The following is a 24,898-nucleotide window of genomic DNA, read 5'->3' on the forward strand; positions in this document are numbered from 1 at the left end:
CGCGGAGCATAGACCGCAAGGTGCATGCCGGTCCTGTTCGACCTCGCGAGGGGACGCCAAAGCCGCGCGAGTCTCGGCCGCCGATATCGCTCGCGATTTGGTGCTGTGCCATCCGTGCGTTTCGACGCTATCCTGCATGGCATGGCCACCATTCGACTGCAGTCCTGCTCTGAAGCCGAAGCTGCGGTCGCGGAATTGGGCTTTGCGTCCGTCTACGAGGGGTTCATCGCACGATTGCAGAGCCTTCGCGTAGGGAAAGAGGCGCCTCGCGCGGGCGCGCAGTTCCCGGACCTTTCGCTTCCCGACCCATCGGGACGCTATCGTTCGATCCAGCAGTTGCAGGGTGGACGGCCGATCGTCGTCAGCTTCAATCGCGGATTATGGTGCCCGTTCTGCGTGCATGAACTGCAATCCTGGGCCGCCGCTTCGCCCGCGCTTGACGACGTGGGCGCAAGTCTGGTCGTCGTGACCGGCGAGACCGGCGAAGGTGCTTCTGCCGTACAGGGCATGATCGGACCACGCGCGACATTGCTGTGCGACGTCGACCACGGGGCGGCGCTGGCCTGCGGGTTGGCGTTCCCGGTGGGCGAGGATGTGAAGCGGCGGTATCTTGCGATCGGGCTCGATCTGGCGGCTATCTACGGCAGCGATGGGGGCTTTCTGCCGATCCCGGCAACGTTCGTCGTCGGCGAAGACGGCATCATCCGTTACGCACATGTCGATCCCGACTTTCGGCTGCGTCCCAAACCTCTGGACATCGTCGCGTTCCTTGCGGCGATGGGCTGAGCGGTGCGACGGCGTGAAGGGCAGGCCGTACGTCTCCCGGTAGGTCGGCATGGCCCAGCATTTCAGCTCAGGCGGCGGCCGCTGCCCAGCTACGTGCGCGTGAGGCGCGTACGAAGGCATCGGCAGCGATGCTGCGCTTACGTCCCGCCACCGCGCCCAGTACGACGTCGCGCCTGACCTCGACATCGGCAAATCTGAACGCGCACAAGCGCTCGTCGTCGCGAGGCCGCGGAATGAACGCGCTGCCGAGGCCCGAGATCACCAGCTGCTTCACCTGCGCCATATCGGTCGCGCTATGCCGCACGATCGGCACGAAGCCATGCGGGGCGGCGAGGGTCTTGAGCCGGGCGCACCCGTTGCCCTCATGGTCGATCCAGGACTCATCGCGCACCGACAGCAGCGACGGCATCGCGCCCCCGGCGAGCGGATGGCCGGCGCGCGTGACCATGTGATAGCTATGGTCGAACAGCGGCCAGACATCGAGGCGATCGGGCGCGTCGTCCGGCAGCTCGATCACGACCAGATCCAGCGTACCGTTCATCGCCGCTTCGATCAGTTCGCCCGGCGACCCGCTAGACAGCGACAGCTCGAAACCGGGGAGACAGCCGGCAAGCTCCTCCAGGATCCTGTCCAGCGTATCGGACTCGATCGCCGCATCGACGCCAAGCGCGAGCGGTACCACGCCCGCCCTCCCGATGCCCTTGGCGAAGGCCATCGTGGCCTGTGCCGCCTCGAACGTGCGGCTGAGATGCGGCAACATCTGACGTCCGAGACTGGTGAGGTGGGTGTGGCTGCGCTCGCGACGAAACAATTCTCCGCCGAACTCGTCCTCGAGCTTCTGGATCGCGCGGGTCAGCGACGGCTGAGACACGTTGGACTCTTCGGCCGCTCGGGTGAAGTTGAGCAGCCGCGCCATTGCGAGGAAGTACCGTACCTGGTGCATCTCCATAGGCTAGCGTACCATGCGCGCCGACCGGTGGCGACCCTGTCGCCAACCGAGCTGGCCTTCGCGGAAGAGGGCGCCACCAAGCTGCGGATAGATCAGGCGGTGTTTGCGCGCGCGTTCGCGCAAACACCGATGTTACGAGGGTAAGGGGGCGCCGTTGGTTCGGACCGAGGCAAGCAGCAGCACCAGGGATGCGGCCAGCAGGACGGCGTCCTTTAGCAGAAATTGTCCCGGTACGGCCGAAATGGCGGGAAAGCCGCCGGCAGCCGGCTCCGCGACACCGGGCGTGGTAAAGAGGAAGGTCAGCGTGATCAGATAGGTCGCGGCCGCCATCAGCGCGCCGAGTGCCGAGAGGATCGGACGAAATGCGCCGAGGATGAGAAAGACGGCGGTCGAGAGTTCGACGACGCCGACGACATAACTCTGCCCCTGCGTCCCGAACACGCCCAGCCAGTTCATGATCGGGCTGTGGCCGATGAACGGGGCGATACCCGAGGCTTCATACGCTGTGAACTTCATCGCGCCGAACCACAGGAACACGATGACGAGCGCCCATCTGAGCAACGCGAGCTCGCTTCGGTCGTGCTCGGGGACACGGAAGTCGTAACGGTCGACGATGCTCATCTGAAATTCCTGACGGTTCGTCGTGGCACGCTCGAAGGAGATTGCAGGCGCGGTGCAGCGACCCCGCGCGCTATTGGGCCGTATCGGAGGGCGGCGCTGCCCGGTTGGCATAGTCGATCGGGAACCACCGATAGCCCGCGCCGTAGCGGGCGATGTGGCCCACTCCCGGAAAGGCGAGGTGTGGCGCGGCAACAAGGGTCCGGCCGTCGGCGAACGCTGCGAACGCCCGTTGCCGCACCGCGCGCGCCTTGGGCTGGTTCTGGTCGAAGGTGACCGTCACGTCCGGCCGGGGAAACTGCACGGCGGCGGCGTGGATGGTGTCGCCGATGAAGACCAGCGTCGAGCCGCGGCTGCTCAGCGTGTAGAACGAAGCGCCCGGCGTGTGACCGGGGCGGAGCTCCGCGGTTAGGCCCGGGAAGATTTCGCCGGAACGGTCGAATGCGCGAACCTTGCCCGCATCGACATAGGGTTTCAGCATCGCCGTTCCCTGCTCGAAGTGGTGGATGTCATAGCCCGTCTTCGCCGCGTTGGCCGTGTCGAGGAAGAAGTCGAGGTCCGCCTTCCCGACGTGCACCGTGGCATTCTTGAACATGATCTTCCCGCCCCGCACGAGCCCGCCGCTATGGTCCGCGTGGATGTGCGAGAGCAGGATATCGGTGATCTGGTCCGGACCGATCCCGGCCAGCGCAAGTGCCTCGGGAAGCCTGCCGCCGTTCCCCGGACCGAAGAGGTCGCCTGCACCCGTGTCCACGAGAATCCTGCGGTTCCCCAGTTCGACGAGGAACGCGTTGATCGACACTTCCATCGGATTGGCGATGAAGCTGCGGGCAAGCATCGCGTCCACCTCGGCGTCCGAGGTTCCTCGCAGCAGCTTGGGCAGGTCGATAGGGACACTGCCGTCGGAGAGCGCCGTGACCTGCACATCGCCGATCGAGAACCGATAGACCGCGGGCGTCTGCCTCACGCCCCCGGGTATCGTCGTCTGCGCCGTTACGGCGGCGGTCGCCGAGGCGACGCAGAGCAGCGCGCCTGACAGGACGTTCGCAAAGAAGGGCCGCGTCATCGTCCAAGTTTCCAGATCGGGCGCTGGTAGAGTGCCGCGGCATCCGGACGCGACGCGACCGTCGAAGCCTTGAACAGGGCGTGGTCCTTTTCGCTCCGCGCCAGCCCGGCGACGGTCACCTCGATCTGCGTGAAGATGATGCCGGCGGAGGGCAGGGTCTCGCCCGCCATCGTATCTGTGGGGTGCAGCGGCATGGCGTGGACTCCGTTGTTCTCTTTCTCGAAGCTACCGGTCCGTCGCCTCCAGGGGAAATACCGCTGACGTATAGTTTCGATAGCCGGAGCGTCGGGCGCTGCCGTCGTGGGCGTGGTGCGGCACGAGAGCGCGCTGGGCGAAGTCTTCCCGTGTTTCGTCGAGCTTCGATACAGTGGGGCAGGACCGAAACGAGAGCCCGCTTCCTCCTCAGGTCGGCTGAGAAACCAGCGAACCCTCGGTCAAGCCGGTGCCCGACAGCACCAGCGCCACCCCGATCGCGTGGCGGCGCGCGGGCGGCAGCGTGACTTCCAGCGCTTGTCCGGTCCGGCGGAATGCCAGTGGCGTCGTGTCCCCGGCCAGTGTGATCCGCGCAACCGAACCGCGCCCGATAATGCTGCCGGTGGCGAACAGCGTGAGGCGGGCGATGCCATCGGCCGGCCAGCCCATCACCAGCGCGTGAACGTCGTCGCCGCTCCGGACATAGCGCACGTCGCGCCCGGTATAGGGCGATTTGGGGCCGTTTTCGGCGAACATGCCCGAAGCCGGTTTGGTCGGTCCCTCCGCGTGGATGCGCCACGGTCGCGTGCCATAGATCGCGGCGCCGTTCAGGTGCATCCACCCTGCGATCTCGGTGAGGATCGCCTCCTCCTTTTCGTCGATCGTGCCATCGCCGCGCATCGGCACGCTGAGCAGCAGGTTGCCGTTCTTGGAGACGACATCGCACAGCGTGTGGATGATCGTGGCGGCGCTCTTGTACCCGTCGCGCTCGTACAGCGCTCGATCGTAATGCCAGTTGCCGAGGCAGGTATCGGTCTGCCACGGATACGTCTCGATATGGTCCTTGCCGCCCCGTTCGACGTCTTCGACCAACCCCATCCGGCGTTCGGCGGGCATCATCTTGGCATTGATGACCGCCTCGAGCCGCCCGTCCGACCAGCCACGACTGGCGTTGTAGAAATGGGCGGCAATCTCCAGCCCGGTCTGGCCGAACGGCAGGCCGTAATCGTCGAAATAGATTAGGTCGGGCCGGTAGCGATCGAGCAAATCGCGGCATCGCAGCGCCCAGTTTCGCACGAACGCGGCCTGGGCGGCAGGCGCATCCTCCACCCAGAGCTCGTCGGTACGCGCGTGGATCGCCTCCGCCTCGGCGATGGTGCGGACGCCGTCGGGCAGCGGCATCGTCCGGCCGGTATAGAGCGCCTGCGGGTCCAGCCCCTGCCACCAGGTCCCGCGTCCGTCCGCGGTGGTCAGCCGGCTTGCGTCGTACCGCTGGCCGGCACGCGGGCCCTCGGGATCATAGCCATAGGCGGTCTGCAGCCAGTGCCAGGCATGGGCGCCATGATTGGACACGCCGAACCGCAGCCCGCGTGCGCGTGCGGCCCGCTCCCACGTGCCGATGATATCGCGCTTCGGGCCGACCCGGAGCGTGTTCCAGTCATGATGCGCCGAGGCGAAGGTGTCGACATTGTCGTGGTGCCCGGCGAGCGCGACGAAATACTTCGCACCGGCCGCCACGTACAGATCGAGCAACCGTTCGGGCTGCCACTTCTCGGCGTGCCATTTGCCGACGACCTCGAGATAGCCGACATCGCTGGGGTGGCCATATTTGGCGACGTGCGCCTTGTTCGCGCGCGAGCCTTGCAGGTACATGTTGCGCGCGTACCAGTCGCCTTCCTCGGGCACGCACTGCGCGCTCCAGTGCGCCCAGATCCCGAACTTCGCGTCGCGGTACCAATCGGGTGCGTGATACCCTTGCGTGAGCGAGTTCCAGTCCGCCGTGAACGGTGCCGCGGCGGCCGATGAGGCGACACGCGAACCGGCAGCCAGCGCTGGCCCGGCGATACCCCCGCCTGCCATCATGCCACCTGCCATCATGCCAAGTGCATCGCGACGATTGACGGTCATGCGGGAAACTCCAGTGGATGCGGTTGGCAGGCGGTCACGCCTTGAGGATCCAGCCCTTGCGGTCCATCCACCAGCCGACCGCCCAGCACAGCATCGTGTAGGCGACCGCGCAGAGCAGCGACCCGAATGCGCCGGGCGCGATGCGCTGGAAGATCGCGATACCGACCCATTCGTATAGTCCCCCGTATGCCCCGTCGTCCGGGCCGAGCGGGATCAGGTTGATCGCGGTGACGAACAGTTCGGAGAACAGGTAGACGGCTAGCGGATTGCGGCCGAGGATCGTGAAGAACCGCGTGCCCCGCTTGACGCCCGCAAGCTCGATCAGCGCGATGATCCCCGCCAGCGCGATGCAGTCGATGCCGATCGTCAGCAGCACGTAGGAGCTGGTCCAGAGCTTCTTGGCGAGCGGAAACCACGGCGACCAGGCCAGCCCGGCAATCACGAACGCGACGCCGAACAGCGCCATCGCGCGCACCGTCCGCGTCAGATAGGGGCCGCGCTGTACCGCGAGCCCGGCGAGATAGCCCGCCAGCACGTTGACGATCGCGGGCAGCGTACCGAGCAGTCCTTCGGGATCGAACCCGCCGTCCTTCTTGTAGAGATGCCCGGGGCCCAGCAGCCACAGGTCGAGCTGCGTGCCGACCGTGCCGAACTTGTCGTATGCCATGCCCGGCGCGGAAAGGAACACGAGGATCGCCCAATAGCCGAACAGCAGCACCACGCCGGCGATCACGATCGCCCGCACGTCGAGCCAGCGCACCAGCAGCCCGGCGGCGACGTAGCACAAGGCGAGGCGTTGCAGCACGCCGGGTACGCGCGTCACCGCAAACGGGATCGCTGCCCAGCCGTCGTCGGTGCGCGTCACGAACGGGAACCAGTACATCAGGAACCCGAGCACGAAGATGATCGCACCACGCTTGCACAGTCGCATGAGATACGGCGCGGTATCGATCCGTTTGCGCGTGGCGAAGCTCATCGCGTTGCCCATCGCGAACAGGAAGCTCGGGAAGATCGCGTCGGCGAGCGTAAAGCCGAACCATTTGGCGTGGACCAGCGTGGCGTAGGCAGGCGCGCCCGGCCCGGCGGTGTTGACCAGGATCATCAGGAAGATGGTCAGTCCGCGGAATACGTCGAGCGCGGTGAAGCGCCGCGGGTTGGCGATTGCGAGAGTGTCGGGGGCGAGGGTGTCGGTCATGGCTGTCCTGCGTCGGCGAGCAGGCGGCGTACGCCCGCGATCGGATCGGTCGGGCGGTGGCGCGGCCACGTACGGCGGTCCTTCAGCCACGCCTGTTCCCACGCGGTGATCTTCGTGGCGACGGCGGCCGTGTCGAGCGGCTGGTGCGCGAGCGCGGCGGTGCGTTGCGCGGCGAGGAACATCTGCCAGCGGGGCAGGTAATAGCCCGCGTACAGGCCCTGCCACGCGCGCGAGGCGTAGTCGGAAAGGTGACCGGCGCCACCCCAGACGGTGACGACCGCCTTGGCCTGCTCCTCGAACGCGTCCTTCTCCACCGGCGTATCGCCGTACGCGCGCGCATCCGCGATCCAGCTGCCGAGCGTCTCCTGCTGGTTGCCGATCAGCGCGTCGATCTCGTGCGCGAGGTTCGCGGCGGTAGCGGCATTGCGGTCTCCGGTCGGGACATCGCCTGAAGCGTAGGCGGCGACCGCAGCGCGCAGCTTCGCGTCGAGCCGCAGGGTTGCGTAGTGCCGGGTGAAGTCGACGAGATCGTAGGTCAGCAGCGGCGCGGGCTGGGCCGGTGCCGCCGCCAGCATTGCGGTGATGCCGTCGCGTAGCGCAACTTCGTCGCCGGGCGCTGCAGGGTAGTCGGCGGCGATCAGGGCAGGGCGCTTGAACAGCAGATGCGCGCCCGCCATCTCGCGCCACCAGCGCGGCGTCCAATAGCGGGTGGCGTAGACTCCGGACATCACCTTGCCCCAGCCGGCGAGGAGCGCAGGCGGCGCTGCACCGTAGCGTGCACGCGCGTAGTCGGCGATCCAGTCGGTTACCGGGCGTTTCGCGTTCTCTCCCCAGGCAAGGTCGTAGGCGTAGGAATAGACGACCGAATTGTTGTGCAACCCTTCCGGGAACATGCCGAACCCAGTGAGGTTGCCGCGCGTCGGGCTGGCGGACAGCGCCGCGAGATCGCTGCGGTAGAAGTTCAGATCGCCATAGACCGGGTTGCTGCCGCCGTAATTGTGGACATAGCCGTAGACCCAGCTCTTGCCGTCGAACGCGCCGCTGGTCTTCCAGATGCCGGGGTATCGATCGTTGCCGATATCGAGCACCAGCATCCGCTGGTTCGGCACGCGGCTGAGAAACGCGCGGATCGCGTCTGGCGTCCAGAACGCCTTGTCCGCGCCGAACAGCCAGCCTTGCATTACCCAGGTCGCGTTCGGCGCGGCGGCGGTGACGGACTGGAACAGCTTCTCGCCATACGCGGCCAACCGCGCGTCGCGTACTGCCACGGGTAGCGCGGCGGCACGCGTCGCAGCGGTGTTGGCGATGCTGTCGCCGTAGTGGGCGGCGCTCGCATCGCTGCCGTCTTCCGCGATCGGCGGCACCATTTCGTTGAAGGCGTCGGCGAGGTAATAATCGCCGGGGCCGTAGGTCTGCGTGTAAAGCTGCGTGAAGCGCCGCGCGAGGACCGCGAACAGCGGATCGGACGGGTCGAGCCAATAGGTGCCGGGGAACCCCTCCCACGCGCGCATCCGGTAGATCCGCGCCTTGGGATGCCGGTCGGCGAACGCCTTGGGGACATAGCCCGAGAACGCCGGCAGGATCGGCTTCATGCCCAGCGCGCGCATCCGGCCGAGAATGCGGAGTTGCAACTGATGCTTCTTCTCGATCCACCCGTCCGACAACGGCGCGCGATAGCCGGCGATGTTGCCCATCCGCTGCCATGGCAGGAACGGTGCGGCGGACAGGCCGCTGGCGATGGTGGCATCGTCGAGGCCCTGGTCGCGCCACAACGCGCGCCAGACAAATTCCTGCCCCTCCATCGCGAGCGGTGTGTCGATTCCGCGCGCCGCCATCCAGTCGATCTCGTCCGACCAGCGATCCCAGGCCCACCACGGCGTGGTGTAGCCGAACGTGCAGGTGTTGAGGTAGGTGCGCAGCGCGAAGGCGGAGGCGACCGGCCCGGTGTCGCCGGTGGGAAGGCCGGTAAGCGGCGCGATGCGGCGTCCCTCCCAACTGAGCGACACGCGGCCCTGCTGCTGGAGATACTGCGTCGCGCCGTGGACCAGCGCGATGGCGGAGGATCCCTCCACCGCCATGTGACCGTTGCGGACACGGACCCGGTAATAGGGCTTGGCGGCCGGCCGGATCGTCAGCGCGATGCCGGGGGCGGCAATACCGATCCGCTTGAGCGCGGCGCGCGCCTGATCGGCAGCGCGCGGTTGCGCATGGACGGCGCCGGCCGCCGTCAGCAGCAAGAGACCTGGAAGTGCGAGGATGGCTGGTCTCTTCACGGCTGGCGACGACTCGTTTTGTTCGGGTTTAGATCAGAACCGTGCGGTTGCGGACAGATAGAACGTCCGGCCGGTGCGGCTGGCGAGCTGGAACGTGTCCTCGTTGGTCTGATACGCGTCTTCGTGCGTGTCGTTGAGGTTGATGATGCCGCCGGTGAAGCTCAGGAACTTCGTCGGGGTGAAGCCGAGCGCCAGGTCCATCTGCGTGCGCGCGCGGACCGTGTGGATCTGGCCGCCATCGACGAAGAAGCTGGTCGACGCATCCTGCTTGTACGGACTGCGATGGTTCACCGAGAGCCGGACGCTGAACGTCTCGTTTTCCCAATAGGGCGTCAGGTTCCAGGTGAGTTTCGACAGGTCGCGCAGGTTGAAACCCGTCCCGAGCGCCGGCGAGTCGGCGTTGACCACGGTGACGTTGCCGGTCGCGCCAAAGCCCTGCAGCGGCAGGAAGCCGTCGAAGCTTTCCGATGCGGCGAGTTCGACGCCCTTGACGTGGATGACGCTGTTGTCGTTCAGCTTGCGGCTGAAATTATAGTCCGTGGTACCATCGGTCGATGCGCAGCCGCCGACCTGGCCGTTCAACGTCACGCCGTTGAACGATGTCGGGCAGTAGAACTGCGTGAACGTGCCATTCTTCACCGCCTTGTAGAAGCCCGCGATGCTGATCGAATTGCCGCGGCCGTGGTAATATTCGAGGCTGATGTCGGCCTGGTTTGCGGTCAGCGGTTTCAGGCGCGATTCGCCGTTCGACACGGACACGCTGGGACGGATCCCGGTGTTGTCGGTGACGAAGGTGTCCGCCATTTGGGTCTGGCTGTTCAACAGCGGCCGCACCAGCACCTTGGCAAGCGCGACGCGTGCCACGAGGCGGTTGCTCAGATCCAGCGCGAAGGATGCGCTCGGCAGGACGTTGCCATAATCCTGGATCACGTTCTGCGTGCCGAGCAGCGGAGAGCCGCTGTCGGTACCGGCGGTGACGTTGGACGTGACGTTCTGATGGGTGTGTTCGTAGCGAACGCCGACGTTGCCGCGGAGCGACTTGCCGAACAGCACCGCGTCCAGATTGGCCATCGCATAGACCGCGGGAATGTAGCGATCGACCCGGTAGCTGTTCGCCCAGTCGCGGACGTCCGGGACGGCGATCCCCTTCGCCGCGAGGATCGACTGCCAGAGCGGCGCATTGGTCTCGAGGAACGTGTTCGGGATGCCGATCTTGCCGTCGAGGAAGTTCGTGACGGGAATGCCGGTCGTGCTCAGGTTCGGGATGAACGCATATTCGGGATACAGATCCGGCCGCGTCACGTCGGCATCGCGGTCATGGCGATAGGCGTCGGTCTGGAAGCTCTCGTGATGATATTTCACGCCGAACACCAGCGACTTGACGCCGAACGCCCCGATATCCTTGGTGACGTCGAACTGGCCCGATACGTCCTTGGCCATCTGGATGTGCGTGGCACCATCGACGAACGCGAAATAGGTGCGGTTGGCGGGGTTGAACAGCGTGCCGTTCCAGACGCCGGGATCGGTCGCGAATTTGACGTTGTGCGGGTCGGAGATGTCGAGCGTACCCCCCGAGGCTACGTTTGCGCCGTCGATCGAGGCGAACTCGCGGAGATCGGCATCGCCCCGGGTATAGTGCGCGACGGCGTGGACGTTCCAGGTGTCGCCCGGCTGCCAGTTGACCGTGCCGGTATAGGCTTGCGTCTTGAGGTTGCGCGTCTCGGGCTGGTCGTTGTTGCCGACGCCGAAGTTGCTGATGGCGATCTTGTTGGCCACGCCGTTCGCGCTGTCGAGGACCGTGATCGTGCTTGGATTCGTGCTGTCCTTCGGATCCCAGCGACCGAATACCAGCTGCTGCGTGTCGTAGCGCGTGTCGTCCTTCGAATATTCGCCTTGCAGCAGCACCTCGAAGTTCGATTGGGGTTTCCACTGGATCGCACCGCTGGCCATCAGCTGCTTGGTGTCGCGATCGATCCGGCGCAGGCGGAAATTGCCGGGCACGAAGTTGTTGGGATCGACGACGCCGGGATTGTACCAGTTCTTGACGAAGGCATAGTCGCCACGGTCCGTCAGCTCCTGGTAGCTGACGTTCGCCATCACGCCCAGCGTGCCGCCGGCGAAGCTGTCGATATAGGCGCCGCTGATCTTCGGCGTGATCTTCTTGCCGCGATATTCGGAATTATAGCCCTTCACGCCGACGATGAAGCGCGGGCCCTTATAGGCCAGCGGCTTGACCGTATCGATGTTGACCGTGCCCGACAGGCCGCCGGTGTCCATGTCGGCGGTCGGCGACTTGACGACCTGGATCGCGCTGGCGAGATCGGTCTGGATGATGTCGTAGCGGAAGCCGTCCTTGAAGTCGGCGCTGGCGAAGGTCTGGCCGTTGATCGTCGTGCGGGCATATTGCGCGCCGAGGCCGCGGATGCTGATCGTCGAGCCACGGCCGTTGATGTTCGACATCTGCACGCCGGCGATGCGCTGGATCGCTTCGGTGACGTTCTGCGCCGGGAACTTGCCGATATCCTCGGCGGTGATGCCGTCCGAGATGCGGATGTCGTTGCGCTTCGCCTGTGCCGCCGACGCAAGGCTCTGGCGGAAGCCGGTTACGGTGATCTCGGCACCATCCGCACCATCGGTCTGGCCGCTGGTCGCGGACGGGGTTCCAGGCGCTGGTGCTAGAGTCTGAGGTGGCGTCTGGGGTGGTGTCTGAGCAGGCGGCGACGTCGGATCGCCAGACGGCGCGGTCTGTGCGCTGACCGGCGTGATCGCGGCAAGTGCTGCACAGCAACTCGTCGCGAGTAGCCACACCTTCGTGGAGGAGCCGGCGCCCTGTGTGCGGTTGCGTCTGCCGTGCGTCATGTAAATCCCCTCTGATGCGACAATGAAGCGCGGCACCCGGTTTTTTAACCGATGTGCAGCCCGAACCCTGCGTTATGTCGGAGTTTCACGGATAATTCGGTAACCTGTCAAGTACGATCTAGTACAAAAACATAACGTCTTCGCAGGCTACGAGGCATATTGGTATTGCTGGATCGGAAAAGCGTTGGTTGCCAATCGGATATGGCGAAAGAGGTGTGCGTCAGAACTGCGCTACACCTTTGCAATGACATAACATACCAGGGTCTTGCGCGCCGAAGACAGGTCGTTGCAAGCAGTGCCAGGCACTTCATATCCTCCTGATCGAATCGATAGCCACGGGGAAACATGGCTCTCTTGCATCCGTATGGTGCAAAAATCGCAATTTTCGACGCTGCCGTCGAAAGACATATGCAATACCATTGATACCGCTTCGAAGCATGCATAATGTGGCGCATGCGAAGCGATGCCGAAGGTCGTGACAACGATCTCGAAGGGTGCGTCGCGGCGGTATTTCTTGCCGACTAAGGGGTAGTGATGTTTGCAATTGATCGCTCGGGGAGCGACGGGTTGGTGGCCTCAAGATACCGCAAGGCGGATTCGGAAGTTGGGTCTTTCTCGACCTTGTCGCGAGGTCTTCTGCTGTGCTCGGATACCTTGCTGATCAAGCGTCATTGCGTCGAGTATTGCCGACTGGATCGAGATTTTGCGAACGAGCGCCAACCAAGGTCTCGCGATACTCAACGCGCCAGCGATAGCGCTCCCATGACTGACCGAAGCGGCGCAGACAGGTTATGCTCCGACAAATCGCCGAAGCAGGGACCTGCGACGGCGTGTCTGACAAGATGGGCGATGGTAGCGCTGTCTTACGGACCCGCGAGCGCGATCGCGGCATCGGGTAAATGCGAACGCGATCGTTCACCCGGCGTCAAACAGGGGTGCCGGTCGTGATGCGGACCATCGACGTTCGCGGTGGCCGAATCCTGATCGGCGGAGAAACACGCGATGACGCCCGGCTTACCATATCGGACGGCCGCCTGCGCGCGATCGAGCCGGCGGCGGTCGGCAGTGACGCGGCCGGCGATTACGCAGCGATCGATCTGGCAGGCGGCTGGCTGCTGCCGGGGTTCATCGACACGCAGGTGAACGGCGGCGGCGGGGTGTTGTTCAACAACGCGCTCGGGATCGAGGGTCTGGCACGGATTGCGGCGGCACACGCCCGGTTCGGCACCACCGCATTGCTGCCGACGCTGATCACCGACACCGCCGCGGCGATCGAGGCGGCGCTGGACGCGGTCGACGCGGCCATCGCGGCCGGCGTGCCCGGTATCGTCGGCGTGCATATCGAAGGGCCGTTCATCAACGGTACGCGCAAGGGGATCCACGATCCCGCGCTGATCCGCACGCTCGACCGGTCGATCATCGACATCCTGTGCCGACCGCGGCGTGGCGTCGTCATGATGACGCTCGCGCCGGAAGTCGTCGCGGTCGAGGATATCGCGCAACTCGCCGCGGCGGGGGTCATCCTGAGTGCCGGGCATACCGACGCGACCTACGACGAGGCGCTGGCGGGCTTTGCCGCCGGGGTCACCGGCGTGACGCACGTCTTCAACGCGATGTCGCCGCTGCTCCACCGCGCGCCGGGCATGGTGGGGGCTGCGTTGAGCGAGGCCGCGATCTGGTGCGGCATCATCGCCGACGGGGTGCATGTCGCGCCCGCCGCGCTCGACATCGCGTTCCGCAGCAAGGGGGCCGATCGCCTGATGCTGGTGACCGACGCGATGCCGAGCGTCGGTTCGGACGACGATTTCTTCCTGCTCAACGGCCGCCGGATGACGGTCGAGGGCGGGGTGTGCATGGGCGAGGACGGTACGCTGGCCGGCGCGCATCTCGACATGGCGCAGGCGGTGCGGACGATGTGCGCGGCGACCGGCGCCGACCTGCCGACCGTCAGCCGGATGGCGAGCGCGTCGCCGGCCGCGTTTCTTGGGATGGCGCAGGACCGCGGCACGCTGGCGGTCGGATTCCGCGCGGACTTCGTCGTGCTGGATGCGGCGCTGCAGCCGGTGCAGACGTGGATCGGCGGGATCAAGGTCGCCGGCTGAGCCGCGTCTGGCGGGTCGCGTCGGCGTTGTGCCCGATGCGATCCTACAGCCCAGCGTCAGCTATGGTGGAGTTCTGCGACGAGGTCGTAGGCGTCGCCGCGATAATAGGAATGCGTGACCTCGATCACGCGGCCATCGGCGGCGAAGGAACGCCGTTCGATCATAAGCCCCGGATCACGCTCCTCGATGCCGAGCAGCACGGCGTGCTCTTTGCCAAAGCAGATCGCGCGGACGCGTTGCAGCGCCCGTACGGGGCGGTTTCCGTTGGCGGCCAGGGCGCCGTACAGCGAGGACACGACATCATCGAGCCGCTTCAGGCCCCAGCTCGGCACCGTGGCATATTCGACCGCCATCGTCTCGTCGTCGGCGAATCGGATGCGCTGGAAACGAAAGACGTGCGACCCGGGCGACAGACCCAGCGCGAGCGCCTCCTCGGGGGTCACCGACCCTTCGGACCGATCGATCCACTCGCTGGACGGGCGCCGGCCGCGTGCCAGCATGTCTTCGGAGAAGGACGACAGCGCGGAGAAGTTCTTCTCGACGCGGCTGGCGTCCTGCACGCCCGGGCTTCGGGATACGAACGTGCCGGCCCCCCGCCGCCGTTCGAGCAGACCATCGGTGACCAGCGCCTCCAGCGCCTTGCGGATCGTCACGCGCGATAGCTGGAACTCGTCGCACAGTTCCCGTTCGCTCGGCAGCGCGGTGCCCGCCGCGAGCCGCCGGGTTTCGATTGCGGTGCGGATCAGGCCCTGCAACCATAGATAGCGCGGGCCGCTGCTCGTCGCGGCCGTAACGTCTAGAAGGTCGATGAACGCCATAGAGGCTTGGCGTAACACTTGCCGCCGCACATGTCATACATCCGTTGGACACTGTGCCGCGGATGGTTCCCACTCGCCCTACCAGACCGCCACGCTGCGGCTGAGGCCGGTCGCCTCGCCCGCATCGGCCTGCAGCAGCAGCGTCACGACGCGCTCCTGTTCGCCCGCCGGGAGAGGCGCGACCATCGCTGCTTCTGCCGGGTCGCTTTTGGTGGCGACGCGTTGGCCGTCGACCCATAGCTCGGCGCGGCCGATCACGCCGGCGAAATGCAGCGTACCACCGCGAACCGCGACGTGCCGGCGGGGCATGAATCGACCCTGGATCAGCGTGTAGGCACGCGCGGGCTGCGCTTCCTCGAGCCGTCCGGTGCGGACATAGCTCAGGCTGCGCCATTGCTGCGCCGGGTAGATCGTCCGCGCGTCGGGCGCCTGGGCGACGAACGGCGTGCGCCGCCATTCGCCGAGATGGTGAACCGACGGCGTCACCGCGACGGCGCGGGCCTGCGCGGCGACCAACGGAAACGCCACGCGCGCGGGGGGCAGCCCGGCGACGCGTGCGGTCAGTACCAGTTGCTTGGCGCCGGGAAGCGATCGCACCAGCACTTGCGCGAAACCGTTGAACAGCTTGCGGGCATTGCCCTGCTCCGGGTCGTGATCGTTGGGATTGCCGTTGCCGACGCCGATGATCTCGCCGCCCTCGACTGCGAAGGTGACGGTGTCGTTCGCGGTCGGCACGTGGAGGCCGTTCGCATCGATCAGGTCGACGCTGATCGGCTGCACGTCGGCACCGTCGCCGAGCATCATCGGGCGATCGGGAGTCAGCCGCAGCGTGGCGGGCGGGCCCGCGGTCGTAACGCTGGCGCGAACTACTTCGCGACCGCCGCGGTAGCCGATCGCTTCGAGCGTTCCCGGAGCGAACGGCACTTGCCATTCGAGCGTTTCGAACGGCTTGTACGTCTGGCGGCCGATCGGCTTGCCGTTGAGCGACAGTGCGACCGCCTCGACATTGGTCGGGACCATCACCTTGATCGGCTGGCCCTCGCGCCCGGCCCAGTTCCAGTGCGGGCCGATCGCCAGAACCGGCTCCGCGGTGATCCACTGCGCGCGTCGCAGATGATAGGCCATCTTGGCAAAGCCACACAGGTCGAGAATGCCGAACGAGCTCGATGCCGCCGGCCAGGGCAGCGGCGTCGGTTCGCCGTGATAGTCGAACCCGGTCCAGACGAAGGTCGCCGCGATGAAGGGGCGGCTGCCGATCATCCGCCAGCTCTCGTGATGCGTCAGGCCCCATTCGGGCGCTTCGGTATCGTAGGAGGTCAGCACGTTGCGCGCCGTGTCGCTCGTCCACTCGCCGCGCGTCATCACCGCGCTGGTATCCTCGGTGCTGAGCAGCGGGCGGTCGGGGTGGAGTTTGTGGTAGCGATCGTACCAGCCGTGCTTGTAGTTGAAGCCGACCACGTCGACCGCATCGGCACCGTTCAGCGGCGTGAACATGCCGTCGTTCATCGCGGCGGTGACGGGCCGGGTATCGTCCAGTGTCTTCACCGCGGCGGCAAGGCGGCGGACCATCTCATAGCCCTGTTCGCTGCCCTGCATCGGTTCTTCGTTGAGCACCGACCACAGGATGATGCTGGGCCGGTTGCGGTCGCGGCGCACCATCCATTCTAGCTGCGCCAGATACTCGGGGCTGGGATCGAAATGGCGGTTCTCGGCCATCACCAGCATGCCGAGCCGGTCGCACGCATCGAGCATCCCTGCATCGGCGGTGCCGTGCGTGAAGCGGATCGCGTTGGCGCCGATCTGCTTCAGGCGACGCACGCGCCACTCCATCAGCGCGGCGGGCACCGCGACGCCGACGCCGGCATGGTCCTGATGGATGCACACCCCCTTGATCTTGAGCGACGTCCCGTTGAGGTGGAAACCGGTTGCCGGATCGAACGCGGCGATGCGGAAACCGATCTCAGTACGGCGGCTGTCGATGGTCTTGCCGCCCTGCACCAGCCGCGTGTGCATCGTGTAGAGCGTCGGCGTCTCGGGGGACCACAGGTTTGGTCGCGCGACCGGCAGCAGCATCGTAGCGGTTGCCGTCGCCAGCGGGGCCGCGGTGGCGGTGGCACTCGACCGCGCCACGGTGCGACCGTTCGCGTCCTGCAACACCGCTTCGACCGTCGCCTGACCCGGCGTGGCACCGGCATTGCCGAGCGTTACCGTGACCGGTATCTGCCAGCCGCCATCCGCCTGCGCAATTGGCGTAGCATGCACGCCATCGGTCGCGATGTGCAGCGCGGGTCGAACCGCCAGCCAGCAATCGCGGTACAGTCCGGCGCCCTCATACCACCAGCCTTCCATGACATCGCCGTCGACGCGGACCGCGATGGTGTTGGGTTCGTCGCCGAAGCGGGCATAGGGCGTGAGATCGACGGTCTGCTGGACATAGCCGGACAGGCTGTGCGCGACCGGCACGCCGTTGAACCAGACGGTGGCGTTGTTGGCCATTCCGCCGAGCTGAAGTTCGAGATACTGGCCGTGCCAGTCTGCCGGTAGGACGACGTAGCGACGATACCAGCCGACGCCGCGACGGCGATACCCGAACGCGTCGTTCTGGTCGGATTCGACCGGGTGCGCGATCGCCCAGTCGTGCGGAAGCTGCACGGCGGTCCAGTCGGAATCATCATAGTCCAGACCGGCGGCGCCCTGCGCGTTGCCTGCCTTGGTCGCGGCATAGGTCTCGTCGTTGCCACGCACGGCGGGGACGGGGATGTCGCCTTCATGGAACAGCCAGCCATGGTTGAGCGCGATCAGGCTCGGATCGGCAGGTGCGTGCGGCGAGGGTAGATGTCCGAGCGGGATTGGCATGTCGGGCGATAGCGCTGTACCGGTCGGACCACGACGTTCTGCCAGAGAGGGTTGCGCCAGCGACGCGGCAAGCGCCGACGACGAAACGACGAAACTGCGACGGTCGAGCATCTGGCCTCCCTGAATACATCTGCAAGGCCAAAACAATACATCAACGCTTGACGCGCTCAACTGACAAATCCGCGGATGCCGATCTCAGCCTGTGCATCGCCCTTTGCCGATGCGCACGGTGCCTACGACGATCGGCAATTTGGCTGAGGCGGTTTGCTTCTCGGCTAGGTTCCTCTGCTTGGCTGTCGGTAAACCCCACTAAGGCCAATCTAGGTATCGGTCGGCGATGCGATCGATCCGTTACACATTGTTGCAATCCACTCGCATTAGCCATAAGCGGGCGAAATCGCTGCAGCGGAGACCCGCGGGCGAAACCAAGGGGTTGCCGATGCGTCAAAGTTACAACCGGAGCGCGTGTCGGAGCGTAGCCTATGCGAGCCTGAGCGCGATCGCGTTGAGTATCGGGATGGGCCTGCCGATGACGGCATACGCGCAGGATGCCGCCGACCGCGACGTGGCGAGCGGTAGCAGAAGCGACATCGTCGTCACCGCGCGGCAGGCGAGTGCCAGCATCCTGGGCAGCGACGTACCGATCAGGATCTATCCGCAGTCGGTGCGTGTGTTCGGCCAAAAGGAACTCGAGGCGCTCAACACCACACGGCTCGACGACGTGCTCGATCTTGCCGGCGGCGTGTCGCGCCAGAACGATTTCGGTGGACTATGGGACAAGTACGCGATCCGCGGGTTTGCTGGCGACGAGAACGCTGGTCCGGATATCATGATCAACCGCTTCAGCAGCAACCTCGGCTACAACGCGCCCATCGACACGGCGACGGTCGAGCGGATCGAGGTGCTGAAAGGGGCCGGCGCCGCGCTATCGGGCCGGGGCGAGCCTGGCGGATCGATCAATATCGTCACCAAGGCGCCACTCGATCACCTTCATGCGTCGGCCAGCGCCAGTTATGGAAGCTGGGATAGCGGGAGGCTGACGGGAGACGTCGGCGGTCCGATCGCCAAGGGGGTGTCCGTTCGGCTGATCGGCGTCGGCGAGGAACATGACAGCTTCCGTGACCATGTCGAAGGATCGCGCCGACTGATCGCGCCGTCGGTGTCATGGCAGGCGTCCGACGCGCTGCGCGTCCTCTACCAGGTCGAGTATATGCGCAACGAAGCCACGCTGGATCGCGGCGTGGTCGGCATAGCGGGCCATGCGCGGGCGATGGACCGGGACACGTTCCTGGGCGAACCGGCGGACGGACCGATCGTCCAGAAGATTCTGTGGCAACAGGCCACGGTCTTCGCGGACCTGGGCAGTGGTATCGGGCTCGAAATCGGCGGCAGCCAGCGTGACGGATCGCTACGCGGCTTCGGCACCATGGTCGATTTCGGCGCTCGCGGACTCCAGGCGAACGGCCGCACCGCCGGGCGCGACCGCCGCTATCATGATTTCACGTGGGACGACCTCACGCTGCGCGCGGAATTGACGGGATCGCTGCGCTTCCTGGGCCTGGACCATGACCTGCGTCTCGGCGTCGACAGGGTGCGCCACTTCATGGACTTTCGGCTCGATCGCGCGCGCGGCACGACTACCCGCCCGATCCTGGTTATCGACCTGTTCAACCCGGTCTATGGTCAGCCCTTGCCGGTACCGCCGGCCAACGTCAGCCGTACCGAATCCTTCCGTAGCGAAAGCGTGTATGCGCAGGATATCGTCCGCGCGGGCGACTTCACGCTGCTCCTCGGCGCGCGTTGGAACAGCTTTCGACAGACCGTGCGCAATCGGCTGACCGGCAATGCCGATCTCGATACGGTCGACCGCGGTGTGACGCCGCGCGCCGCTCTGTCATGGCAGGTCGGTAAGGGCCTGTCGCTCTACACGAGCTGGGGGCAATCCTTGCGGCTCAATCCATCCGACGGCATTTCCACCTTCGATGCGGAACGGAGCCGCTCGACCGAAGTGGGCGCCAAGTTCGCGGTCCTGCACGGCGTGGTGACGGGCCAGGCGGCAGTGTTCGACATGGAGAAGCGCAACGTCCTGAATCCGAACGCGACCGATCCGTTCGTGAAAAGCCAGATCGGGCGCCAGCGCTCGCGGGGCGCCGAAGCGGAAGCCACGGTGAACGTGACGGACGATCTCTATGCCACGGCCACGTACACCTATGTCGACGCGACCGTCCGGCAGGACGTGGACCGGACGCTGATCGGCACGCGCTTGTCGAACGTGCCCAAGAACGCGTGGGCACTGTTTGCCGTCAAACAGATCGGCGGGCTGTCGGTGGGTGGCGGTATCAGCCACTCGGGGAGCCGAGCCGGCGATCCGTTCGCCAGCGGGTATCGCCTGCCGGCCTACACCATCGCGCGCGCGAATTTGAGCTATGCCGTATCGGAGCACCTGACGATGCGCGTCGATATCGATAACATCTTCGACAAATATTATATCTCGAGCTCGTACGCCAACGTGTGGACGACGCCGGGGGCGCCGCGCAACGTGCGACTGACGATCACCTCACGCCTGTGAAGGTCGTCCGGCCGGATGACCTTAGAGCGCCGATAAAACGGGTTTCGATCGGCCGGGTTTATCGATAGGCCTGATCGCGACGTCCGACACGGTTACGTTGCCGCCGGTGCTCTTCAGGTGCAATCCGGTGGCATCGAGTGGCGCGGTGATGAGGGCGGACATCGTCGCCGTTCCGTCGGCGAGAAAAAGCTCCACCGAACCGGAGTCGATGAACAGGCTGATCTTCACGGCGCCTTTGGTGAAATCGCACGCGATACTTCGGGGCTGTCGCCAAACATCGACGTTCGGCTGATTGGGGCCACTATCGTTCCGCTCCAGGCAGATGATATTGTCATGTGTCTGGAATATGAATCTGGTCGCAAGGCGGTCATCGGCCCGAACCGATAGCACGACCTCGGCTGGCCAGATCGTGCCGACCCGGATGAGCGTGAGATCGATACGACACGCTGCGGTTTGCGCACCTGTCGGCCAGACATATTCCGACCCTTTGGCGATCGTTTGATCCTGTCCGGCAATGGCTTCGGCAAAGATCGTATCCTGCGCAGCGAGCGTGGTGCTGATCAGGCGCGGGACGTCGTCGACACGCTGAAGCCGTAGCTGGCGAACAAGGCTGAGTTGCCCGCGGTAATCGTGCGCGATCGGGATTTTCTTCACGTAATCCCAGTTGCTCATCCATGCGATCGCGTAAGCCACGGCTAGCGGATCAGCCGCCGCCGGATCGGTCCAGACGACCGCGGCATAGAAATCCGCACCGCCGTCGACCCATTGCCCCTCCAGGGACTCCGCGGTGAAACTCGTCCCGTCGAAATCACCGACCCAATAATAGGCGCCCACGGTAAAGCCGAGCTTGGTGCCGTTGCCGCCGACCAGCAATATCCATTTGTCTGCCGAGATTTCGCCGTTCGCGTCGTACAGATGCAGCTTGAACAGGTGCGAGCATTCCATGACGCGGCCGACGATCGTCGAGGCGAAGCCGCTGACATAGCGCCACTGCTTGAGGTTGGCGGACGTGTAGACTCCGATCTTGCCTTCCTCGGACAGGGTCATCACCCAGCGATCGGTCGGCGCATGCCAGAACACGGTGGGATCGCGGAAATCCTTGTGACCACCGGGATTGGGCAGGACGATGTCATGGACCGTGAAGCTCGCGCCGCTGTCGCGCGAGTACCACAAGGCGCAGGACTGGCCGGCGCCCGGCACCGGCATCGTGACCAGGGTTACGAGCGTTCCGGCACCGAAACCGGCCGTGTTCGCCGTATCGACGACGGTACTGCCGCTCCACACGTCGCCGAAGCGGGTCGTGTTACGCGGGATCGCGATGCCCCGATCCTGCCATGTGACGAGGTCCTTTGACGTCCAGCGCCGCCAGCTCGTGCCGCCGATCGGGTAGGTGGGATTGTAGAGTGCCCACAGCGTCCAGGTGTCGCCGATCTTCAGCGGACGCTGCGGATCGTTGATCCAGCCACCGGCCGGGGCAGCGATGTGATAGCGCGGGCGACCATTCGACAGTTGGGGTGTGCCGGCTGGCGGCGGCGGAAACGAGGCCTCCGAGCCGGTCATCCGGGTGGCGCTGGCTCGGGCCAACGACTGCCCGCAGGCGTTCACCATCGGCAGCGAGGCGATCAGGCCGAGCGTCGTGCGCCGGGTGTAGAGTGTCTCGCGCGTCAAGGCCTCGGCCTCCTGTTGGCGTGGTCTTGGCAAGAGGCTCCCGGCCTCCTGCGACCGGACGGATCCCGAACGATGGCCGGGATCCAGTGCGGCGTGGGATCATCACGCCGCACGGGGCAGGGCGGTTACATCTTGAAGCGCAGGCCGAGGCTCATGTAGCGCCCTTCGATCCGAAGATCGCGACCGAAATACTGCGTCTCGTTATAGTAACGGTAGTTCCTGAACGGCTGTGCCAGGATGTTGCTGGCGTTGGCTACGAGCGAGATGTTCTTGTACGGCTCGAAGCTCGCCGAGAAATCCAGTCGCGATACCGGACGGACGAGCTCGCCCGCATATTGCGTCTCGTTGATGGTGCGGTTGTAGCTGGTCGTGTACCCGGACCGCCAGTTGTACGAGAGGCGCGCGGACACCTTGCCCTTCTCGTAGAAGCCGGTGAGATTATAGGCCCATTTGGACAGACCGGTGATCCGCACCTGGCGCTCGCTGTCGCCGAGCGTCTGCGGCAACTGGTTGGTGCCGTCGAGATAGGTGCCGTTCGCCTGCACGCCAAAGCCCGAGAGCAGACCGGGAAGGAAGTCGAAGAACGTCTGCGCCGAGGCCTCGATACCCTTGATCCGTCCGTCGCCCGCATTCTCGGGACGATTGAGCTGGACGCGGCCGTAGATCGGATCGTTCACCACCTGCGTGTAGTCGCCGATGAAGCCGTTGAGATCGCGGTAGAACGCGGCGACCGATGCCGATCCGTTCTTGGAAAAATACCACTCCAGGGTGGAGTCGTAGTTCTTCGAGGTCAGCGGGCGCAGGTTCGGATTGCCGCCCGAGCCGGTCGCATCGAACTGTGGCGGCGAGCCGTCCGGACCGGGGCTGTTGGCGGTGATGTTGAGCGACGGGTTCAACTGACCGAACCCCGGGCGGGTCCGCGTCTGCGTGTAGCCGAGACGCATCTGCCACTTGCGGGAGAAGCGAACGCGCGCGATCGCGGACGGCAGGACGTCGACATAGTTCTGCCTGGTCGTCGTCGGCACGATGCCGACGCTGCCGTTACTCGCCTGTACGCGACTGAAACCGCGATACGCGCCATCGGTGTTGACGATGCGTGCGCCAGCGGTGCCGTCGACCTCGATACCGCCGAGGTCGAAGGCGAACTTGCCCTGACCGTAGAACGCGTAGGTCGCCTCGCTGGCGGTGAAGCCGCCGAGCGGATCGACCGGGATTTCAGCCGTGGCGTACTTCGTCACGGCATCGCGGATGCCGCCATCGTTCGGGAACAGCACGGTCGCGCGCTGGACCGACTGATAGGCTAGCTGACGCAGTGCCTCGCTGTTGGCGATCATCGCGTCGCGATTGGGCGCAAGCCAGTTCTGGAAGCGCTGTGGATCGTTGCGGAACCCGTCGGTGATCACCTCGAGTGCGCCGGTGGGAAGGCTGGCGAGGGGGTTGTCGAGACCAGCCGTGTAGGCGTAGCGGGTGTTGTTCTGCGACGACGCATTGCGGTCGCTGGCCCGGACGCCGAACTGGAGATGCGGCAGGAAGCCCCAGTCGGTTTCGAGATCGAGATCGAGACGCCCCTGAAGGCCGTTGCCTTTCGCGACGAACTCGCGCTGGTTGAGACCACGCCATCGCGCGGTGTCCGGATTGGTGATGTTGTACCCGCCCAGATCGAACACGGCCGATCCGCGCGCGTTCCAGTCGACGTTGATGGTCGGCGCGGTGGCAAGCTGCGAATCGACGGTGATCTCCGACGCCTTGTAGCGGCTGTTGGTGTACGCGAAATCACCCGACAGCGTCGCGCGGCCGGTCGTCCACTTGAAGCCCAAGGCGCCCTGATAGGTGTCCGTGCGATCGTCCTGCGCGACGCGGGAAAACTCGGGAACGTAGCCACCGGTCTTGGTGAAGCTGGCGGCCTTGTTCGGTTCGCCGGGTACCAGCACGACGTTGCTGAGCGTGGGGGCGACACCGTTGGCGTCGGGACGTTCGAAGTTGACGTTGAACGAGTCCCGCAGGACGTTGCCGCGATACGCTTGCCAGAGACCTTCCGCGTAGACCTCTAGATTGGCCGACGGGCGCCACTGGATCGTGCCATTGATGGCGGGCCGGTGACGGACGCCCTTCTCGTAGAAGTTGCCGGCGTTTGCCGGAAAACTGAAGTTGCCGACGCCAGGGGTGGTGACGGTCAGGTCGTCGGCGGGCGTGTCGACGCCGAAACCGCGCGGCGTGATGACGGCGGCATCCGCATAGCGATCGGCATTGCGGTAGGTGGTGCGCGTGTAGCTGAGGTTCACCAGCGCGCCGATCTCGCCGATCGGCGTATCCCAGCGCTTCGTCAGAAGGAGGTTGCCCGACGGGTCGAACGCCTTGGACTGATCATTGTACGATCCGCGGATTTCGCCGGCGATCTCGGTGTCCTTCACGTCGAACGGGCGACGCGAGCGCAGATTGACCAGCCCTGCCAGACCGGGCTCGATCAGATCCGGCGTCCCCGACTTGTAGACCTCGATACCCGCGGCGACCCCGGCCGGAAAATCCTGGAGATGCAGGACGCGGTCTTCGGCCGAGAAGAACTCGCGTCCGTTGAACGTCGTCGCGACGTCCGGCAGGCCGCGCACGAGGATGACGCCGGCCTCGTCGTTGTAGCGCAGAACGGTCACGCCGACGATCCGCGAGATGGCTTCGGCGGCGTTGTTGTCCGGCAGTTTGCCGATGTCGTCGGAAACGACCGCGTCGACGATCGAAGACGAATTGCGCTTGAGTTCCTGCGCGGAGCCAAGCGCGGCGCGGTAACCGGTGACGACGATGTCCTTGTCCGCGCCTGCCGACGCGTTCTCGGGCGCGGCGTCCGACTGCACCTGCGCTGCGCTGGTCGGCGCGGGGTTCGGCACCGGATCGCTGGACGTCCGTGCCGGTGTGGCGCCGGTCTGGTTGGTGGCCGGCGCTACATCTGTTTGCGCCCAGGCGGCGGAGGCTACGATCATCGGCACGATTGCCGCCGACGCCAGCAAGGCGTGAAAAGACCTCGTCATAAAAATCCCCTTTTTATTA

15 protein-coding genes are annotated in these 24,898 nt (G+C 65.4%); 3 read left to right on the plus strand and 12 right to left on the minus strand.

All coding sequences use genetic code 11. The features are described 5' to 3' along the window. Positions 1-24: 24 nt before the first annotated feature. Positions 25-786: a peroxiredoxin-like family protein gene (locus tag ASF09_RS05505; RefSeq protein WP_082444101.1), complete on the plus strand. Its 762-nt coding sequence runs from the start codon at positions 25-27 to the stop codon at positions 784-786. Positions 787-853: 67 nt separating this feature from the next. On the opposite strand, the gene ASF09_RS05510 is transcribed toward ASF09_RS05505, so the two are convergent. The 8 genes from ASF09_RS05510 to ASF09_RS05540 form a co-directional block, all read right to left on the minus strand. Beyond that, positions 854-1,729: a LysR family transcriptional regulator gene (locus ASF09_RS05510; RefSeq protein ID WP_162237232.1), complete on the minus strand. Its 876-nt coding sequence runs from the start codon at positions 1,727-1,729 to the stop codon at positions 854-856. Positions 1,730-1,867: 138 nt separating this feature from the next. Further along, positions 1,868-2,356, minus strand: a complete 489-nt coding sequence (locus ASF09_RS05515; RefSeq protein WP_060525290.1) for a YkgB family protein — start codon at positions 2,354-2,356, stop codon at positions 1,868-1,870. Positions 2,357-2,426: 70 nt separating this feature from the next. Then, entirely contained in the window at positions 2,427-3,419 is a 993-nt protein-coding gene (locus ASF09_RS05520; protein WP_060525291.1) for an MBL fold metallo-hydrolase, read from the minus strand. Then, positions 3,416-3,613, minus strand: coding sequence for a hypothetical protein (locus ASF09_RS20200; RefSeq protein ID WP_156359232.1), 198 nt, complete (start codon positions 3,611-3,613; stop codon positions 3,416-3,418). The genes ASF09_RS05520 and ASF09_RS20200 overlap by 4 nt, the downstream gene beginning before the upstream one ends. Before the next feature lie 208 nt (positions 3,614-3,821). Next, entirely contained in the window at positions 3,822-5,519 is a 1,698-nt protein-coding gene (locus tag ASF09_RS05525; RefSeq protein WP_060525292.1) for an alpha-L-fucosidase, read from the minus strand. Between the two features lie 34 nt (positions 5,520-5,553). Continuing rightward, the gene (locus ASF09_RS05530; RefSeq protein ID WP_060525293.1) at positions 5,554-6,714 is read right to left on the minus strand and encodes an acyltransferase family protein; all 1,161 of its coding nucleotides are present in this window, start codon (positions 6,712-6,714) and stop codon (positions 5,554-5,556) included. Beyond that, positions 6,711-8,987, minus strand: coding sequence for an alpha-N-acetylglucosaminidase (locus ASF09_RS05535; protein ID WP_060525294.1), 2,277 nt, complete (start codon positions 8,985-8,987; stop codon positions 6,711-6,713). Before ASF09_RS05535 ends, ASF09_RS05530 begins: the two co-directional genes overlap by 4 nt. Before the next feature lie 33 nt (positions 8,988-9,020). Then, the gene (locus ASF09_RS05540; protein WP_060525295.1) at positions 9,021-11,846 is read right to left on the minus strand and encodes a TonB-dependent receptor; all 2,826 of its coding nucleotides are present in this window, start codon (positions 11,844-11,846) and stop codon (positions 9,021-9,023) included. 947 nt (positions 11,847-12,793) lie between these two features. Between ASF09_RS05540 and nagA the strand changes: the two genes are divergently transcribed. Further along, positions 12,794-13,948 (plus strand): N-acetylglucosamine-6-phosphate deacetylase, encoded by a 1,155-nt coding sequence (gene nagA, locus ASF09_RS05545; RefSeq protein ID WP_060525678.1) that lies wholly within the window; start codon positions 12,794-12,796, stop codon positions 13,946-13,948. Positions 13,949-14,004: 56 nt separating this feature from the next. On the opposite strand, the gene ASF09_RS05550 is transcribed toward nagA, so the two are convergent. Together ASF09_RS05550 and galA are read right to left on the minus strand one after the other, a co-directional pair. Next, positions 14,005-14,766 carry a GntR family transcriptional regulator gene (locus ASF09_RS05550; protein ID WP_060525296.1) on the minus strand — a complete coding sequence of 254 codons (762 nt, stop codon included), beginning with the start codon at positions 14,764-14,766 and terminating at the stop codon, positions 14,005-14,007. Between the two features lie 78 nt (positions 14,767-14,844). Then, positions 14,845-17,733, minus strand: a complete 2,889-nt coding sequence (galA, locus tag ASF09_RS05555; protein ID WP_060525297.1) for a beta-galactosidase GalA — start codon at positions 17,731-17,733, stop codon at positions 14,845-14,847. A gap of 328 nt (positions 17,734-18,061) precedes the next feature. On the opposite strand from galA, the gene ASF09_RS05560 reads away from it, so the two are divergent. Next, a complete protein-coding gene (locus ASF09_RS05560; RefSeq protein ID WP_060525298.1) occupies positions 18,062-20,191 on the plus strand; it encodes a TonB-dependent siderophore receptor in 2,130 nt (709 codons plus the stop codon). Between the two features lie 21 nt (positions 20,192-20,212). On the opposite strand, the gene ASF09_RS05565 is transcribed toward ASF09_RS05560, so the two are convergent. Together ASF09_RS05565 and ASF09_RS05570 are read right to left on the minus strand one after the other, a co-directional pair. Then, positions 20,213-21,859 (minus strand): glycoside hydrolase family 32 protein, encoded by a 1,647-nt coding sequence (locus tag ASF09_RS05565; RefSeq protein WP_060525299.1) that lies wholly within the window; start codon positions 21,857-21,859, stop codon positions 20,213-20,215. A 125-nt stretch (positions 21,860-21,984) separates the two neighbouring features. Further along, complete coding sequence (locus ASF09_RS05570) at positions 21,985-24,879, minus strand: TonB-dependent receptor (protein ID WP_235529665.1); 2,895 nt, start codon at positions 24,877-24,879, stop codon at positions 21,985-21,987. Positions 24,880-24,898 lie beyond the last annotated feature (19 nt).

Origin of the sequence: Sphingomonas sp. Leaf242, assembly GCF_001422045.1 — a bacterium.
Lineage (GTDB): Bacteria > Pseudomonadota > Alphaproteobacteria > Sphingomonadales > Sphingomonadaceae > Sphingomonas.

What these genes read in the sequence shown, in the direction of transcription:
- ASF09_RS05570 (WP_235529665.1), bottom strand. Translation starts at nt 24,879, where the DNA reads ATGACGAGGTCTTTTCACGCCTTGCTGGCGTCGGCGGCAATCGTGCCG.
- ASF09_RS05540 (WP_060525295.1), bottom strand. Translation starts at nt 11,846, where the DNA reads ATGACGCACGGCAGACGCAACCGCACACAGGGCGCCGGCTCCTCCACG.
- ASF09_RS05520 (WP_060525291.1), bottom strand. Translation starts at nt 3,419, where the DNA reads ATGACGCGGCCCTTCTTTGCGAACGTCCTGTCAGGCGCGCTGCTCTGC.
- ASF09_RS05530 (WP_060525293.1), bottom strand. Translation starts at nt 6,714, where the DNA reads ATGACCGACACCCTCGCCCCCGACACTCTCGCAATCGCCAACCCGCGG.
- nagA (WP_060525678.1), top strand. Translation starts at nt 12,794, where the DNA reads ATGCGGACCATCGACGTTCGCGGTGGCCGAATCCTGATCGGCGGAGAA.
- ASF09_RS05550 (WP_060525296.1), bottom strand. Translation starts at nt 14,766, where the DNA reads ATGGCGTTCATCGACCTTCTAGACGTTACGGCCGCGACGAGCAGCGGC.
- ASF09_RS05560 (WP_060525298.1), top strand. Translation starts at nt 18,062, where the DNA reads ATGCGTCAAAGTTACAACCGGAGCGCGTGTCGGAGCGTAGCCTATGCG.
- ASF09_RS05525 (WP_060525292.1), bottom strand. Translation starts at nt 5,519, where the DNA reads ATGACCGTCAATCGTCGCGATGCACTTGGCATGATGGCAGGTGGCATG.
- ASF09_RS05515 (WP_060525290.1), bottom strand. Translation starts at nt 2,356, where the DNA reads ATGAGCATCGTCGACCGTTACGACTTCCGTGTCCCCGAGCACGACCGA.
- ASF09_RS20200 (WP_156359232.1), bottom strand. Translation starts at nt 3,613, where the DNA reads ATGCCGCTGCACCCCACAGATACGATGGCGGGCGAGACCCTGCCCTCC.
- galA (WP_060525297.1), bottom strand. Translation starts at nt 17,733, where the DNA reads ATGCTCGACCGTCGCAGTTTCGTCGTTTCGTCGTCGGCGCTTGCCGCG.
- ASF09_RS05510 (WP_162237232.1), bottom strand. Translation starts at nt 1,729, where the DNA reads ATGCACCAGGTACGGTACTTCCTCGCAATGGCGCGGCTGCTCAACTTC.
- ASF09_RS05505 (WP_082444101.1), top strand. Translation starts at nt 25, where the DNA reads ATGCCGGTCCTGTTCGACCTCGCGAGGGGACGCCAAAGCCGCGCGAGT.